This is a genomic window from Candidatus Allofontibacter sp. (assembly GCF_038145245.1).
Lineage (GTDB): Bacteria > Pseudomonadota > Alphaproteobacteria > Pelagibacterales > Pelagibacteraceae > Fontibacterium.
Genome location: NZ_JAYQPI010000019.1, coordinates 1 through 14,718 on the forward strand (window position 1 = coordinate 1; position 14,718 = coordinate 14,718).

A 14,718-nucleotide genomic window follows, 5' to 3' on the forward strand; every position below is an offset into this window, starting at 1 on the left:
TTTTCCATGCGGTTTTTGTTACCAAAAACCCGGTGTGCTCTTACCACACCTTTTCACCCTTGCCTTGATAAGGCGGTATATTTTCTGTGGCACTATCCCTGAGGTCACCCTCGCCAGCTATTAACTGGCACTGTTATCTTGTGGAGCCCAGACTTTCCTCTTTGAAAATATCAAAGCTACCATTCAACTAACTGGCACTGAAAATAATATATTAGGTAAAATAAAAATTCAACTATTAAATGAATCTTTGTAAATTATTTAATATCAAATAACATTCTTGATCAAAAATACCATTAATTAACTGCTGTCTGTATCTCCTTTGAAAACTTTTTATAAAATTTTTATCTAACTGACCTGATGTTAAAACCCTTGAATATCCTAGCTTTTTTATCATCTTCAACATATCTTTTTTTTCAACATTTATTAATTTTTTTAATCTAAAATTATTTATAAATCTTTCATCTAGGGAATGAAAGATCGCTAAATTATTTTTATAAAGTTTTTTCCAAGGAAATTTCTCACCAGGATCTTTTTTTCTATTTGGAGCAATATCTGAATGACCAGTAATATTAATATTTGAGATATTAAATTTTTTTTTTAATATTTTTAATATATTTATAAGTTTTGCAATTTGTCTTTTTGAAAAATCTTGATAACCATATTGATGACCTTTATTCTCAAGTTCAATTCCAATAGAATCTTTATTTAAATTTTTAAAATTAAACCAGTTTGATCTACCTGCGTGCCAGGCGATATTATTATCTTTGACTAATTGAAAAACTTTTCCAGCCCTGCTTATAAGATAATGACTGCTAACTTCATGTTTTTCCGAAAGAAGTCTTTCTAGTGCTAATTGTAAAGACCTCATTCCCGTATAATGAATAACAATTGAATTAATATTACGTCTTTTTTTACAAAAGACATAATTAGGCGATTTTAAATGCTTAATTTTCATAGTTAAGCCTATTAAAATACACTAAAAAGCATAAAATTTCTGCGGCGTTTTTAATATTTAATTATAAAAAATATGTATATATAGAAACCTTAAGATTATGAAAAAAATTATTCTAGTTTTTGCTTTCTTAACAGTATTCAACTCAAAAATTGTCTACGCAGCGGATCTTCCTGATTGCAACGAAAGCATCAATAGAGCTGTATTCAGTTTTAACATGTCAGTTGATAAATATTTTTTTAAACCAATTGCAGAAGTTTATAATGTTCTGCCGGTTGAAATTAGAAGTGGAATTAATAATGCTTTATTAAATATTGATTCTACGCTTACTGTTCCAAACCAAATTTTACAAGGTAACTTTGGTGAAGCAGCAATAACTGTTACACGATTTACAATAAATTCTACGGTTGGAATTCTAGGTTTATTTGATCCGGCAACAGCCCTTGGAATTGAAAAAACTAACAGAGAAGACTTTGGTCAAACTCTTGCTGTTTGGGGGGTTGGTCATGGTTGCTATGCTGTGGTTCCATTTTTAGGACCTGCATCTCCTAGAGATGCCTTTGGAAGAATTCTTGGAATTTATGGAGATTATTTTTATATGATATCAGCTGGTAACAGAACTGCATTTGGAGAAAATCTTGGAGATACAGTTTATTGGTCAACAAAGGGGACTGAGATTATTAATTTTAGATCACAAAATATTAAAAGCTCAGAAAATTTAGAAAAAAATTCTTTAGATCTTTATTCTGCATATAAAAGTTTATATTTACAAAGAAGAGAGAACTTAGTTAAAAACGTCAAAAGATCAGAAAGTCAGTACGGAGCAGATGACGATGATTGGAAAAAAATTAGATAATATTTCTAATTAATAAAAATGTCATCTTTGATTAAAAAAATATTCTCTTATATAAGCGTAATCTTATTAATATCATCTAATTCTAACTCGGCAGAAACTAATGCTGAGGCTTTTGTTCTTAAATTAACAAATGATGCCAAGATTATATTTAATGACAAGTCACTTAGTAAAGACTCAAGACTAACAAAACTTAATGATCTTTCTGCAAAATATTTAGATTTAGATGCTCTTGCAGGTTATACCCTTGGTGATTATAGAGAAAAAGCAACAGCAACTGAGAAAGATAGTTTTAATAAACTATTTAGAGAATATTTCATAAAAAATATGTCTTCAAAATTAAATGATTTTGCAGATCAAGAACTTAAAATTTTAGACTCAAAAAAAATTAATGAAAATAATATTATTGTAAGCACTAAGATTTTTTCAAAAAAAGATGCGCAAGAAATTAATGTTGATTGGAGAATTTATACTAAAGACTCTAAACTTCTCGCAAGAGATTTAGTTGTTGAAGGATTAAGTTTAGCAAGAACACAAAAAGAAGAATTTGCATCAATAATTGCTAGCAAAGGTTTTGCTGGAGTAATTAGCGCTTTAGAAAATTTCAATAAATCAAATTAGATTAAATTGGTGGGCCCGCAGGGATTTGAACCCCGGACAACCCCGTTATGAGCGGGGGGCTCTAACCAGCTGAGCTACAGGCCCGTTTCAACGGATATAACATTAAAAATATAGTTTATTAACTAAATTTTAACTATCAAAGAAACTTTTTAATTGTCTTGATCTGCTAGGATGTTTTAATTTTCTTAAAGCTTTAGCTTCAATTTGTCTAATCCTTTCACGAGTGACTGAGAACTGTTGACCTACTTCCTCTAAAGTATGATCCGTATTCATTCCAATTCCAAAACGCATTCTTAAAACTCTTTCTTCTCTTGGTGTTAATGTTGCTAAAATTTTTGTAGTTGTATTTCTAAGGCCGCTTTGAATTGCAGCATCAACAGGTATTAATGCATTCTTATCTTCTATAAAATCTCCTAAATTACTGTCTTCTTCATCTCCAACTGGCGTTTCAAGAGATACTGGCTCTTTAGCAATTTTTAATACTTTTCTAACTTTATCTAAAGGCATAGCCAACTTTTTCGCTAACTCTTCTGGCGTGGGTTCTCGTCCAAATTCACTAAGCATTTGCCTTGATGTTCTTACAATCTTATTAATTGTCTCAATCATATGCACTGGTATTCTAATAGTTCTTGCCTGATCTGCTATGGATCTTGTGATCGCCTGTCTAATCCACCATGTTGCATAAGTTGAAAATTTGTAACCTCTTCTATATTCAAATTTATCAACCGCTTTCATAAGTCCAATGTTACCTTCTTGAATTAAATCAAGGAATTGTAATCCTCTGTTTGTATATTTTTTTGCAATCGAAATAACTAATCTTAAATTAGCTTCGATCATTTCTTTTTTAGCTATTCTAGACTCTCTTTCACCTTTTTTAATTTTATTAACTAAAATTTTAAAATCTGAGACAGGTAATCCTATATCTTTGCTGATTTGAACTAATTTATTTTTAATATTTTCATATTCTTTTTTCTCTTTAGTAAAAAAATTATGCCATTTTTTATTTTCTCCTAAAAAACTTTCAAAATTTGGATTGATCTCATTTCCTACATAAAATTTTATAAATTCTTCTCTAGGAATTCCGTGCTTAGAAGAAAGTCTTAAAAGTTCTCCATCAAAATTTATTAATTTTTTATTTTCAACATAATTTAGTTGAACTAACTCTTCTTGCGTTGCAGGGTTTAATTGTAATTGCAATATATCTTGGCTAATTTCTTCTTTAATTGATTGATAATTTTTTTCTTTACTTGCGCTAAACTTAGATCGAGAAAGCACAGTTTCTAACTTTTCTTTTTGATAGGAAATAAGTTTTTTATAATTTTTTGATAATTTTTCAAAAGTTTTTAAAATTTTAGGCTTAAGCTCAATTTCAAGAGCAGCTAATGAAATATTATATTCATCATTTTCTTCTTCTATAGCCTCAACACTCTTATTATCTGGATCTTCCTCTTTATCTTTTTTTGACTTAGGCTCTTTAGCTACTTTTTCAATACTTTTAGCAGCTAGAGCTTTGGTAAAATTTTCATCTTCTAAATAATTACTATCAAGATCAATTATATCTCTAACTAACATTTCGTTAGCATTTAGTTTGTCTTTCCATTCGAATATTTTTTTTGCCATTAATGGGCTTTCCGCTAGAGCGGAAACCATTACATATTTTCCAGATTCTATTCTTTTAGCGATTGCGATCTCACCTTCTCTAGATAGAAGTTCAACTCCTCCCATCTCTCTAAGGTACATTCTAATTGGATCGTCGCTTCTTTCAGAGGTTTTTTCAGCTTTTGGTGCTTCTTCTTTGGTCTTAACTTTAAAATCAGATTTTTGTTTTACTAAGGTTATAAGATTATCAAAAATATTTAAAACTGCTTTTTCTAAACTTTCAGGATTACTATTTCTTTTTCCTAAAGATTTTTTTAATTCCTCATGAGTAATAAAACCTCGAGCTTTTCCTCGCTCAAGCAATTTTTCAAATGATTTTGAAATAAGCTTATCTGCTTTCACTTTAATATCTGTTTATTGGAGCAGTATATATATTTACTAGGATAGTAAATTACTAGACTTTTTTTGATGCTACAATCTGCTCTTTTAGAGACAAAAGTTCGTTATACTGAGCCTCATTCATATTTTTAGATAATGATTCTTCAGCATCTTTTAATTTGCTCTCCAATCTCAATTTATTAACTTGTTCAATCAAATCCTCTAAAAAATTATCGAACTTTTCTTCATCTAAATTTTCTGAAATTCCTTTTATAGATGAAAACTCATTTATATCTTTAATAATTTGATCAAAATTATTTTTTTCTAATTGCTTAAATAAATTAAATTCTTTGAAAGTATCTATCTTTTCTAAAATATTAATTAGAACTTTTTTTAATTCTTCTAAATTTTTATTATGAAAATTAATTAATGAAATTTTTTTGTATTGGTTTTTTAAAATTTGGATATTATTTAAGAAAAGATACATCAAAGAAAATTCTTTGAGTTCAAAAGATGAATATCTTGTAATTTTTCTTGTAAGCTCTTTAGTCTTTTTAAGTGGTTTAAGATTCTTAACTTTTCTATTTGAAAATTGTTCAAATATTTTATTCTTAAAAAAACTTATATAATGTTTTTTTACAGTTGCATCTTGAATTAATAAACACAGGTCCATTAATTTTTTTTCAAAACCAGCCCTTTCTTCAGGTTGTTCTGATTGCAAATCTTGTAAATTATTTTCAAAAATAAAGTTACCAACATCGATTTTTTGATCTAATAAACTTTCAAAATTATTCTTTCCATTTTTTCTTACAAAGGAATCTGGGTCAAAACCATTTGGTAAAATTAGAAATGATAATGAATAATTTGGCTTCATATAAGCAATTAACTTTTCAGAAATTTTGTGAGCAGCATTTTGCCCACTTTTATCACCATCAAAACAAACAACAGGATCGTTAAAGTAACGCCATATTAAATTTAAATGGGATTCAGTCATTGCGGTACCAAGTGTTGCAACTACATTTTTAAAACCAGCTTGATAAAGACTAATTGCATCCATGTACCCCTCAACAACAAAAACAACTCCACTTTTTTTATTTTCGTTTTTAGCATTATTTAAATTATATAAATTATAACCTTTTTTAAAAAATTCAGTTTCAGGTGAGTTAATATATTTTGCTAAGTAATTCTGAGTTAATGCTCTTCCGCCAAATCCAATAATCTTACTATTAAAATCAAAAATTGGAAAAATTAATCTATTTTTAAATCGATCAACTAGTTTATTATTTTTCTCATCATGAAAAAATACTCCACTATCAATAAGTTCTTTTTTATTAAAATTACCAAACAATGAAATATTCAAACCAGATTCTCCTGAATAGCCTATTTTAAATGCAGATAATATTTCTTCTGTCAAACCTCTACCGAGAGCATATTTTTTAACACTTTCATTCTCATAAAAATTTTTTTGATAATTTTGTAAAGCAATTGTTAATATTTCATCATATTTTTTTCTTTTATTTTCCACTTCAATATTTTCTTTAGTAAATTTAAATGCTGGCATACCGGCCTTTGCTGCTAACTTTCTAACTGCATCACCAAAATTTAATTTTTCAACTTTAACTAAAAAATCAAAAATATTCCCATGCTCTCCAGAGCTAAAACAATGATAAAATCCCTTTTCATCATTGATAGTAAATGATGGCGTTTTTTCTTTTGAAAATGGAGATAAGCCTACAAATTCTCTGCCTCTTCTTTTTAATTGAACTGTAGATCCAACTATATCGGAGACTTTTATCCTTTGTTTAATCTCTTCTAAATACTCTTTTGGAAATTTCATTTACTTAATAGTTCTTTTAATAATGCTCCTGCTTTAGAAAAATCTATACTCCCAGAGTATTTAGTTTTTAAAATTGCCATCGCTTTGCCCATATCCTTAACTGATACTGCTAAAGATTCCTTAATTGCGCTTTCGCAAGCTTTTTTAGTTTCGTTATCATCTAGTTGTTTTGGAAGAAATTCTTTAATAATATTTATTTCCTTATTTTCTTTTTCTGCCAAGTCATTTCTCGAGGCTTTTTTATAAATTTCTAATGATTCTCTTCTTTGTTTTAACATTTTGTTTAGAACCACAATTACATCTTCATCCTTGATTGAGGTATCTTTTAGTCCAGTTCCTCTTTTTTCTATTTCTTTATCTTTCAAAGCAGAAACTATTAATCTTAAAGTAAGAACCTTATCTTTATCTTGTTTAAGTGCTGATTCTTTTAATTGGGCGTTTACCTTATCTAATAAATTCATAAGTTTTAAATTACTCTAAATAAACCAATTGCTCAAAAGAAAATATTACCAACTTGACTGGCGATTAACTTTTTCATAATGTTCGCCAACTTTTAAATAACTTAAAAGCTCTTAACTCATGGGTTGTATTTGTCTAAAGAAAATAATTTAGAAATTAAATACAAAATAAAAAATTCCATTAACCCTAATGCTATTTTAATTCTTGAAGACGGAGAAGAATTCCATGGATTTGGAATTGGTGCATTTGGAACTTCTTCCGGCGAGATATGTTTTAATACATCTATAACTGGCTACCAAGAAATACTAACTGACCCCTCTTACTCTGGGCAAATTATAAATTTTACTTTTCCACATATTGGTAATGTAGGTGCTAATAATGAAGATCTGGAATGTGAAAATACTTGGGTTAAAGGCGCAATATTTAATGCTGAAGTTTCGCATTCATCAAATTACAGAGCCTTGGAGAATTTAGATCAATGGTTAAAAAAAAATAACATTACTGCAATTTATGGAATTGATACTAGAAAACTTACTTTAAAAATAAGAAAATTTGGACCAAAAAAAGCAACAATAGCTTTTAAAGAAGACAACAAACATAATAGCAAAGAACTTTTAGAAATTACAAAAAAATTACCAAGTTTAGAAAATTTAGATCTTACTAAAGAAGTTACTTGCAAAAAATCATATCAATGGATTGGAAACAAATTGTGGAATACAAAAGGTTATGAGGTTCAAAAAAATAATAAATACAATATTGTTGCAATTGATTACGGTATCAAAACTAATATTTTGAGAAATCTTTCTGAGCTAGGCTGCAAAGTAACTGTTGTTCCCTCAACAACCTCTTCTAATGATATACTTGCTTTAAAGCCTGATGGTGTTTTTTTGTCTAATGGACCAGGAGACCCAGATCTTACAGGAAAGTATGCAATTAAAATAATTCAGGAAATAATATCATCAAACACTCCTATTTTTGGGATATGCCTAGGCCATCAACTGCTAGCTTTAAGTCTTGGTGCAAAAACAAAAAGAATGCATCAAGGACATCGAGGAGCAAATCATCCAGTCAAAAATCTAAAAAATAATAAAGTAGAAATTACAAGTCAAAATCATGGTTTTGAAGTCACAAAAGATAGTTTGCCTAAAGATATTGAAATTACTCATATATCTCTTTTTGATGCTTCTATTGAAGGGATAAAATCAAAAAGCAAACCTGTATTTTCTGTACAATATCATCCTGAATCCTCTCCTGGACCGCACGATAGTAATTATCTTTTTGCAGATTTTATAAATTTAATAAAAAAAAATAAAATTAATGCCTAAAAGAAAAGATATAAAATCAATTTTAGTTATTGGAGCTGGACCTATTGTTATTGGTCAAGCATGCGAATTTGACTATTCAGGAACACAGGCATGTAAAGCACTAAGATCTGATGGTTATAGAATTATTCTTATCAATTCAAATCCTGCTACTATTATGACTGATCCTGATGTTGCTGATAAAACTTATATTGAGCCCATAACTACTGAAATTATAGAGGAAATTATTAAAAAAGAAAAACCTGACGCGATATTGCCCACTATGGGAGGTCAAACCGCACTTAATGCTGCCATGGCTCTTAAGAAAGAAGGAATTCTAAAAAAATATAATATTGAATTAATAGGCGCTAATTCTGAAGCTATAGAAAATGCTGAAGACAGAGAAAAATTTAAAAAAAATATGACCGATATTGGTCTTGAATGTGCAAAGTCTACTATCTGTAGATCAGTTGAAGATGCAAAAAAAAGTTTACAGTCAATTGGCCTACCAGCAATTATCAGGCCTTCTTTTACTCTCGGAGGATCTGGTGGTGGAATTGCTTACACTGAAGAAGAATATTTAAAGATAATAACCAATGGTCTTGATCTTTCTCCAACAAAAGAAGTCTTAATAGAAGAATCTTTATTAGGCTGGAAAGAATTTGAAATGGAAGTTGTGAGAGATAAAAACGATAATTGTATAATTATTTGTTCTATTGAAAATGTTGATCCAATGGGAATCCATACTGGTGACTCTATTACTGTAGCTCCAGCATTAACTTTGACTGATAAAGAATATCAAATCATGAGAGATGCTTCTTTTAAATGTATTAGAAAAATTGGAGTTGAAACAGGAGGTTCAAATGTTCAATTTGCAATCAATCCGAAAAATGGAAGGATGATTATTATTGAGATGAATCCAAGAGTTTCTAGATCCTCTGCGTTGGCATCAAAAGCAACAGGTTTTCCTATTGCAAAAGTAGCTGCAAAACTTGCTGTTGGTTATACTTTAGATGAATTAAAGAATGAAATAACTGGAACTACCCCCGCTTCCTTTGAGCCAACTATAGATTATGTGGTAACTAAAATTCCAAGATTTGCATTTGAAAAATTTAAAAATACTGAAGCAATTCTGGGAACGGCTATGAAGTCTGTTGGTGAAGTAATGTCGATTGGAGGAAATTTTAAAGAATCCGTTCAAAAAGCATTGGGTTCTTTAGAAATTGGACTTGATGGCTTTGATCAGAACGAAGAAATAAATATTCAAGATTTGCAGAAAAAACTCATAGAAAGAACTCCACAAAAAATACTTTATGTGGCTGAGGCTTTTAGAAGAAATTTTAAACTAGATCAAATCTACGAAATGACAAAAATAGATAAGTGGTTCTTAGAGCAAATACAAGAATTAGTTATTGTAGAAAGTCAAATTAAAGATGAAGATGTTTTAAATAATAAAAAAAAACTACAATATATTAAATCAATAGGTTTTTCAGATAAAAAAATTGCAAAAATTTTAAAAATAAAAAGTAACGATGTAAGATCCGCTAGAAATAAATTTAAAATCCACCCTATATACAAAAAAATTGATACTTGCGCTGGAGAGTTTGAATCTAAAACCCCTTATATGTACTCTACTTACGGTAATGACGATCTAAGTGCTTGCGAGTCTGAGCCAACAAATAAGAAAAAAGTTATTATTCTAGGTAGTGGACCAAATAGAATAGGACAAGGAGTAGAATTTGATTACTGCTGTTGTCAGGCAAGTTACGCATTAAAAGAAGTCAATTACGAAACCATCATGATTAATTGCAATCCAGAAACAGTTTCAACTGACTATGATACAAGTGATAGATTATATTTTGAGCCTTTAACTGAAGAGCATGTAATTGAAATTATTAATAAAGAAAAAAGTAATGGTTCTCTTTTTGGCGTTATAGTTCAATTTGGAGGCCAAACTCCATTAAAACTTGCAAAATTTATTCATGAAAATAATATCCCAATTTTAGGAACTCAACTTGAATCTATCGATCTTGCTGAAGATAGAGAAAAATTTAAAAATTTTGTAATCAAAGAAGAATTGCTTCAGGCAGAAAGTGGACTTGCAAGATCTGAGGCTGAAGCACTTGAAATAGCAAAAAAAATAAATTTTCCAATAGTCATTAGACCCTCATATGTTTTAGGTGGTAGAGCTATGGAAATTGTATACGACGAAGATCAACTTAAAAAATATATAAAAGAAGCAGTTAAAGTTTCAGGAAAAGAACCTGTTTTAATAGATAAATTTATTAACGATGCAATAGAAGTTGATGTTGATGCCATTTGTGATGGTAAAGATGTTTTTATTGCAGGCATAATGGAACATATTGAGGAGGCAGGGATTCATTCGGGAGATTCTGCATGTTGCATTCCCCCCTATTCATTAAAACAGAATATTATTGATGAAATATCAAAACAAACAAAGAAAATTGCCTTTGGCTTAAAAGTATTAGGTCTTTTAAATATTCAATTTGCCGTAAAAGATGATCAAGTTTATGTTTTGGAAGTAAATCCAAGAGCCAGCAGAACTGTTCCGTTTGTTGCAAAATCTATTGGTGTACCTGTTGCAAAAATTGCAACTAAAATAATGACGGGTTTAAAATTAAAAGATCTGAATTTAAATAAAAAGAATCACAAATTATATTCTGTTAAAGAAGCAGTGTTTCCTTTTAACAAATTTCCAAATGTCGATACCTTATTAGGACCTGAAATGAAATCAACAGGAGAGGTTATGGGGATTGATAATTCATTTGGACTAGCGTTCGCAAAAAGCCAATTTGCTACAGGTAATAAAATTCCAAAATCCGGTGTAGCTTTCTTATCAGTTAAAAAAGATGATAGAAAACATATCTTAAAAATTGCGCAAGAAATTAGAAAAACAGGATTTGAAATTCTTGCAACTTCTGGAACTTGTGATTTTTTAAATTTATCAGGAATTGAATGTAAAAAAATCAATAAAGTTATGGAGGGGAAACCACATATCGAAGAAGCACTTAATGAAAAGAAAATTTCTTTAGTTATAAATACATCTCAAGGAAAACAATCTATTAAGGACTCTTTTTCCCTTAGAAGAGCAGCGCTTACAAGTGGAACGCCATACTACACAACAATAGCCGGAGCCAATGCAATTACTGAAGCTATTAAATCTTTAAAAAATTCCAAATTTGAGGTTCTTGCTTTGCAGGATATAGATTAATTAACTTTCCAATCAGTTTCAAAAGTTACATAATTTACTTGCAGACATCTTCTGTCTCTTTTGATTTCTTTTTTCTCTAATCCATGCCAAGTATCTGGACCACTTGTAAAAACATATCCATAATTATTTTTATAAGGAACAGTCTTTACTAACTTTAAATTCTTATCATAAAAATCTGTACCCAATTCCTCAGATTCAAAATTGTCTGGATTTGCAAATAATAGGCAGGACATTAATTTTTCTTTAATATCACAATGAGGTTTTAGCCAAAAACCAACTCTATCAGCAATAATCTCAACGCGTACATAAGATTTGGTTAAATCTTTCTTAATTTTTGAGCCGATAAATTTTGCTGTTTCCATTTTGCATAATTCATCAATGAATTTTTTTAAATGTGGATAGTTTTTATAATTATCTTTTGTAACAAACTCTCTTATCTTTCCTGCTTTACCCCCTGTTGGATCTCCAGATCTGTACACACCTGCACCCCCATCTACTGCTCTAGTGCCATCAAAATCAATTTTAACATCTGGGACTTTTGCCTCACAAATCTCTTTTATTTGTTCATTTGTTAAAGGCTCTGTTAATTCCCAATGATCAAACGGATAACTTGAATAAACTGAATTAGTCTGAAAAGATTTTAAAAAACTCATAAATTTAATTTAACCTTTCTTTTATTATTGTTGCAATTCGATTTGTCTCATCTAACACTGGGTATTCCCAATAATCTACATTTTCTCCTAAAAATCTTATAATTCCTTTTTCTCTAAAACTATTAAGAAAATATTCAAATCTTGTATTTCTTTTTTTTGCTCTCATTTTAGCTACAAATATCGGCTTTTGTGAGATCGCGCACTCAGAAATCATTGAAGTAGAATCGCAAGTTACAATAATTATTTTAGATAGTTTAAGAGCTGATAAATAAAATTCCTTACTAACAAAATCAATAATAACTGCTTTATCTAAAAAAAATTTTTTAGCAAAATCAATAATATTATCTGGTGTTCTTCTTGATCTAATAAGTATTAATTTAAAACCTTTATCTAAAAAATTATCTTTTATTGATAAAAAAATATTTCCAAGATCAATCTCATTAAAATTATAGTATCTATTAGGTCCACCTAAAATTAAAGAAACAATTTTATCATTATCAGATAAATTATATTTTGAGAAAAAATTAATACTACTCTCTATCTCTTTTTTAGTAATATAGTGAAGAGCTCCAAATGTGCTTAATATATTACTGCCTCTTATTTGGTCATGCTCAGGAGCAACAATTAAGTCAAAATTTGAAAATTTTATTTTAGGATTCTGAATATGAATATTAAATAAGTTTTTATTATTTCTTTTTAAAAGCAAAGAAGAAATGATGCTATTTTTTCCACATGAAATTAAAACTTGATTTTCTATTTGATTAGGAATTTTACCATGAACAACAGATTTACTAACAGGAACTAAATTTATCGGAAAAAATCTCCAAGGTTTTTTTAGATTTACAAAACAATGACTAAAATCCAATTTTAAAGCTTTTGCTAAACCCTCTACTTGACTCACCATACCATGAGCTCCTTCAGTTAATAATAATGCTTTAAAATATCTCATTGTTTAAAATGATAATTAATTATAAGTATTATTAATTAAAATCTACAATGAATGTCGATAAGGTAAATAAAGTAATTATTATTGGATCAGGTCCCGCAGGATATACAGCAGCTATTTATGCTGCAAGAGCAATGCTTGAACCGGTTCTTATTGCTGGTTCACAGCCAGGTGGTCAGTTAACGATCACTACTGATGTTGAAAATTTTCCTGGATTTGCAGATGTAATACAAGGTCCTTGGTTAATGGAGCAAATGAAAGAACAAGCATTAAAGGTTGGTACAAAATTTATAGAAGATCACATTTCTAAAGTTAACTTTAATAAAAAACCTTTCGAAATAATTGGAGACTCTGGAAATCATTACCTTGCTGAAAGTGTTATTATTTCAACTGGCGCGCAGGCAAGATGGCTAAATTTAGACTCTGAAGAAAAATATAAAGGATTTGGTGTTTCTGCTTGTGCAACTTGTGACGGATTCTTTTATAAAAATAAAGATGTTGTTGTTGTGGGAGGTGGAAATTCTGCAGTTGAAGAGTCTTTATTTCTTACAAATTTTGCAAAAAAAATAACGCTTGTTCATAGAAAAAATGAATTAAAAGCTGAAAAATTGTTGCAAAAAAAATTATTTTCTCATCCTAAAATCAATGTGATTTGGGATAGTGTTATCTCGGAAATTATTGGGACAGAAAATCCTAAAGGGGTAACTGCAGTTAAATTAAAAAATATTAAAACAAACACATTTACAGAACTGCAAACTCACGGACTTTTTGTTGCAATTGGACACGATCCAGCAACAGCTTTGTTTAAAGGGCAAATTAATATGGATAGCAGCGGTTATATAACAACTCAACCCGACTCCACAAAAACTAATATTCCTGGAGTATTTGCTGCGGGAGATGTGAAAGATAAATTATACAGACAAGCTGTTACAGCTGCAGGAATGGGATGTATGGCTGCTCTTGAAGCTGAGAGATATTTATCTAATCACTAAAACTATTTTAAACTTTCACAAAAACTTTTAATTTTAGCTACAGCTTTTTCTAAAATCTGCATAGAAGTTGCATAAGAAATTCTAAAATAACCTTCTAACCCGAATGCTGAGCCTTGAACAATAGCAACGCCAGTTTCTTCTAATAAGTAAGTTGCAAAATCTGTATCATTTTTAATAACCTTTCCACTAGATGTTTTTTTGTTCATTAATTTTTTACAATTTGGAAAAACATAAAAGGCACCTTGTGGATTAACGCAGGTTAATCCTTTGGTATTATTTAAAGCACTAACAACAAAATCTCTTCTCTTTTTAAATTCTATAGCCCTAGGATTAATAAAGCTCTGATCTCCATTTAGTGCCTCAACTGCTGCTGCCTGACTAATAGAAGATGGATTAGTTGTAGATTGAGATTGAATCTTTTGTATTGCTTTTATTAAAGTTTTTGAGCCTGCGGCATAACCAATTCTCCATCCTGTCATTGCATACGCTTTACTAACTCCATTTACGACTAGAGTTCTATCGCTTAAAGAATTATCTATTTCTAAAATATTTACAAATTTTGAGTCATTTGAACCTTTGTCTTGGTAAATGATATGCTCATAAATATCATCTGTTAAAATATTTACATGTTTATGTTTTTTTAAGACTTTTACTAACTCTGTTAATTCTGATCTTGAATAGCACATTCCCGTTGGATTTCCTGGTGAGTTTAAAATAAACCACTTTGTCTTAGTTGTTATCATTTTATCAAGCTGATCAGCAGAAATTTTGAAATCACTTCGCTCATCACACTCTACAAATTTAGGAGTTCCTCCAGCCAATAAAACCATGTCAGGATACGAAACCCAATAAGGCGCTGGAATAATAACTTCATCGCCTGGATTAATAGTTGCAA

Annotated in this window: 12 protein-coding genes, 1 tRNA gene and 1 other RNA gene; 5 read left to right on the forward strand and 9 right to left on the reverse strand. The window is 29.6% G+C overall.

Annotation, left to right across the window (positions count from 1 at the left end):
• Both rnpB and AC8IGH_RS03490 read right to left on the reverse strand, forming a co-directional pair.
• Nucleotides 1–195, reverse strand: an RNA gene (rnpB, locus tag AC8IGH_RS03485) — RNase P RNA component class A; the annotation flags it as partial.
• A gap of 40 nt (nucleotides 196–235) precedes the next feature.
• Entirely contained in the window at nucleotides 236–955 is a 720-nt protein-coding gene (locus tag AC8IGH_RS03490; protein WP_507419331.1) for an N-acetylmuramoyl-L-alanine amidase, read from the reverse strand.
• 97 nt (nucleotides 956–1,052) lie between these two features.
• Here AC8IGH_RS03490 and AC8IGH_RS03495 point away from each other — a divergent pair, with 97 nt between their 5' ends.
• Complete coding sequence (locus AC8IGH_RS03495) at nucleotides 1,053–1,808, forward strand: MlaA family lipoprotein (protein WP_507419332.1); 756 nt, start codon at nucleotides 1,053–1,055, stop codon at nucleotides 1,806–1,808.
• An 18-nt stretch (nucleotides 1,809–1,826) separates the two neighbouring features.
• Entirely contained in the window at nucleotides 1,827–2,426 is a 600-nt protein-coding gene (locus tag AC8IGH_RS03500) for an MlaC/ttg2D family ABC transporter substrate-binding protein (protein WP_507419333.1), read from the forward strand.
• 7 nt (nucleotides 2,427–2,433) lie between these two features.
• Here the strand turns inward: AC8IGH_RS03500 and AC8IGH_RS03505 are convergent.
• The 4 genes from AC8IGH_RS03505 to AC8IGH_RS03520 all read right to left on the reverse strand — a co-directional run bounded on the left by AC8IGH_RS03505 (nucleotide 2,434) and on the right by AC8IGH_RS03520 (nucleotide 6,701).
• A tRNA-Ile gene (locus AC8IGH_RS03505) sits at nucleotides 2,434–2,510 on the reverse strand.
• Nucleotides 2,511–2,555: 45 nt separating this feature from the next.
• Nucleotides 2,556–4,427: an RNA polymerase sigma factor RpoD gene (gene rpoD / locus AC8IGH_RS03510; protein WP_507419334.1), complete on the reverse strand. Its 1,872-nt coding sequence runs from the start codon at nucleotides 4,425–4,427 to the stop codon at nucleotides 2,556–2,558.
• A 52-nt stretch (nucleotides 4,428–4,479) separates the two neighbouring features.
• Nucleotides 4,480–6,240: a DNA primase gene (gene dnaG, locus AC8IGH_RS03515; protein ID WP_507419335.1), complete on the reverse strand. Its 1,761-nt coding sequence runs from the start codon at nucleotides 6,238–6,240 to the stop codon at nucleotides 4,480–4,482.
• A complete protein-coding gene (locus tag AC8IGH_RS03520; protein WP_507419336.1) occupies nucleotides 6,237–6,701 on the reverse strand; it encodes a GatB/YqeY domain-containing protein in 465 nt (154 codons plus the stop codon). Before AC8IGH_RS03520 ends, dnaG begins: the two co-directional genes overlap by 4 nt.
• A gap of 129 nt (nucleotides 6,702–6,830) precedes the next feature.
• On the opposite strand from AC8IGH_RS03520, the gene carA reads away from it, so the two are divergent.
• Nucleotides 6,831–8,024: a glutamine-hydrolyzing carbamoyl-phosphate synthase small subunit gene (gene carA / locus AC8IGH_RS03525; protein WP_507419337.1), complete on the forward strand. Its 1,194-nt coding sequence runs from the start codon at nucleotides 6,831–6,833 to the stop codon at nucleotides 8,022–8,024.
• Complete coding sequence (gene carB / locus AC8IGH_RS03530) at nucleotides 8,017–11,232, forward strand: carbamoyl-phosphate synthase large subunit (protein ID WP_507419338.1); 3,216 nt, start codon at nucleotides 8,017–8,019, stop codon at nucleotides 11,230–11,232. The genes carA and carB overlap by 8 nt, the downstream gene beginning before the upstream one ends.
• On the opposite strand, the gene AC8IGH_RS03535 is transcribed toward carB, so the two are convergent.
• Nucleotides 11,229–11,885, reverse strand: coding sequence for a hypothetical protein (locus AC8IGH_RS03535; RefSeq protein WP_507419339.1), 657 nt, complete (start codon nucleotides 11,883–11,885; stop codon nucleotides 11,229–11,231). The two genes, carB and AC8IGH_RS03535, sit on opposite strands and share 4 nt — an antisense overlap.
• A 4-nt stretch (nucleotides 11,886–11,889) precedes the next feature.
• On the reverse strand, nucleotides 11,890–12,834 hold the full coding sequence (locus tag AC8IGH_RS03540) for a mitochondrial fission ELM1 family protein (protein WP_507419340.1): 945 nt from the start codon (nucleotides 12,832–12,834) through the stop codon (nucleotides 11,890–11,892).
• A gap of 47 nt (nucleotides 12,835–12,881) precedes the next feature.
• Here AC8IGH_RS03540 and trxB point away from each other — a divergent pair, with 47 nt between their 5' ends.
• On the forward strand, nucleotides 12,882–13,823 hold the full coding sequence (trxB, locus tag AC8IGH_RS03545) for a thioredoxin-disulfide reductase (protein WP_507419341.1): 942 nt from the start codon (nucleotides 12,882–12,884) through the stop codon (nucleotides 13,821–13,823).
• 2 nt (nucleotides 13,824–13,825) lie between these two features.
• Here the strand turns inward: trxB and AC8IGH_RS03550 are convergent.
• The coding region (locus AC8IGH_RS03550) for a pyridoxal phosphate-dependent aminotransferase (protein ID WP_507419342.1) at nucleotides 13,826–14,718 on the reverse strand (893 nt) is incomplete at its 5' end.

Excerpts from the sequence above, each read along its gene's own strand:
- trxB (WP_507419341.1), top strand. The coding sequence starts at position 12,882 with ATGAATGTCGATAAGGTAAATAAAGTAATTATTATTGGATCAGGTCCC.
- AC8IGH_RS03500 (WP_507419333.1), top strand. The coding sequence starts at position 1,827 with ATGTCATCTTTGATTAAAAAAATATTCTCTTATATAAGCGTAATCTTA.
- dnaG (WP_507419335.1), bottom strand. The coding sequence starts at position 6,240 with ATGAAATTTCCAAAAGAGTATTTAGAAGAGATTAAACAAAGGATAAAA.
- AC8IGH_RS03495 (WP_507419332.1), top strand. The coding sequence starts at position 1,053 with ATGAAAAAAATTATTCTAGTTTTTGCTTTCTTAACAGTATTCAACTCA.
- AC8IGH_RS03520 (WP_507419336.1), bottom strand. The coding sequence starts at position 6,701 with ATGAATTTATTAGATAAGGTAAACGCCCAATTAAAAGAATCAGCACTT.
- AC8IGH_RS03490 (WP_507419331.1), bottom strand. The coding sequence starts at position 955 with ATGAAAATTAAGCATTTAAAATCGCCTAATTATGTCTTTTGTAAAAAA.
- AC8IGH_RS03540 (WP_507419340.1), bottom strand. The coding sequence starts at position 12,834 with ATGAGATATTTTAAAGCATTATTATTAACTGAAGGAGCTCATGGTATG.
- carB (WP_507419338.1), top strand. The coding sequence starts at position 8,017 with ATGCCTAAAAGAAAAGATATAAAATCAATTTTAGTTATTGGAGCTGGA.
- AC8IGH_RS03535 (WP_507419339.1), bottom strand. The coding sequence starts at position 11,885 with ATGAGTTTTTTAAAATCTTTTCAGACTAATTCAGTTTATTCAAGTTAT.